This window comes from Dietzia cercidiphylli, assembly GCF_014145145.1.
GTDB classification, from domain to species: domain Bacteria; phylum Actinomycetota; class Actinomycetes; order Mycobacteriales; family Mycobacteriaceae; genus Dietzia; species Dietzia natronolimnaea.
Window position 1 is genome coordinate 1 of sequence record NZ_JAALEA010000273.1, and the last position, 1,137, is coordinate 1,137.

Here is a 1,137-nt window from a genome sequence, read left to right on the forward strand (position 1 = left end):
GGATCCACACGGGTGTCGGCGTGTTCATGGGGCTGGCGGTGCTCTACGGCTTCGATCTGGTCCACAGCATCGGACGGGTCCCCCGCGGGGCCGAGGTGGCCGGGATCCAGGTCGGTGGGATGCGCACGGCCGACGCCGAGCAGCTCCTGATCCGCGAGCTGGGGCCACGGGTCGACGAGGAGGTCGACCTGCGGGCCGGCGTCGTGTCCACCACCCTCGATCCCCGATCGGTCGGGCTGTCCGTGGACTGGCAGGGCACCCTCGACCGGGCGGGGGAGCAGCCGCTCAACCCGTTCACCCGGCTGATCAGCCTGGTGTGGTCCACCGAGGTGGGCATCGCCAGCGTGATCCCCGACGCGCGGCTGACCGAGTTCCTGGAGAAACTCGCCCTGCAGGCGGACTTCGACCCGCGTGAGGGCGCCATCTGGTTCGACCGTGACGAGGTCCGCTCCGCCATCCCGTTGGACGGCCAGCGTCTGCGGATCGAGAGCTCGCGCGACGCGGTGCTCGCCCACTGGCTCGACGACGACGGCGTCGACCTCGTGGTCGACTACACCCCCACCGAGACGCAGGCCGACCAGGTCCGCGCGCTCATCCGCGACGTGGCCGAACCCGCCGCCGGGCGCGACGTGACGTTGCTGGCCTCGCGGATGCGTGAGGACGGCACGGAGCCGCCCGTCACCACCGTCACGACCAGGTTGCCGGCCCCGCCTCCTCCCCCGGGCAGGGAGCGGGCGGTCCCCGCCGAGCGCGAGCTGGAGATGGTCGACGCCGACGGCCCCGATGCCGTGCCCGTGCTGTTCCCCCGGGACCGGATCGGCGAGTATCTGACCTTCGTGCGCGAGGGGTCCGAGCTGCAACCCCGGTTCGACGCAGACGCGGCCAAGGGGATCCTGGAGCCGCTGATGGAGGAGACCGAGCAGGAGGGCCGGGACGCCTCGTTCTCCTTCAGCGGGTCGTCCGCCTCCGTGGTGCCCGCGGTCCAGGGTCGCACGGTCTCGTGGGGTCCGCTGCTCGGCGCACTCCCGGGACAGCTCACCGACGTCCAGGGTCCGCGCGTGCTCCCCGTCGGCTACGTGGGCCGGGATCCTGAGCTCACCACCGAGGAGGCAGAGCGGGCCGGGATCCGCGAGCCGG

At 72.6% G+C, this 1,137-nt stretch carries 1 protein-coding gene; it reads left to right on the plus strand.

All coding sequences use genetic code 11. The features are described from left to right. Positions 1 to 1,137 (plus strand): peptidoglycan binding domain-containing protein (locus G6028_RS10245; RefSeq protein WP_182658799.1); only part of this gene is annotated, 1,137 nt, incomplete at both ends.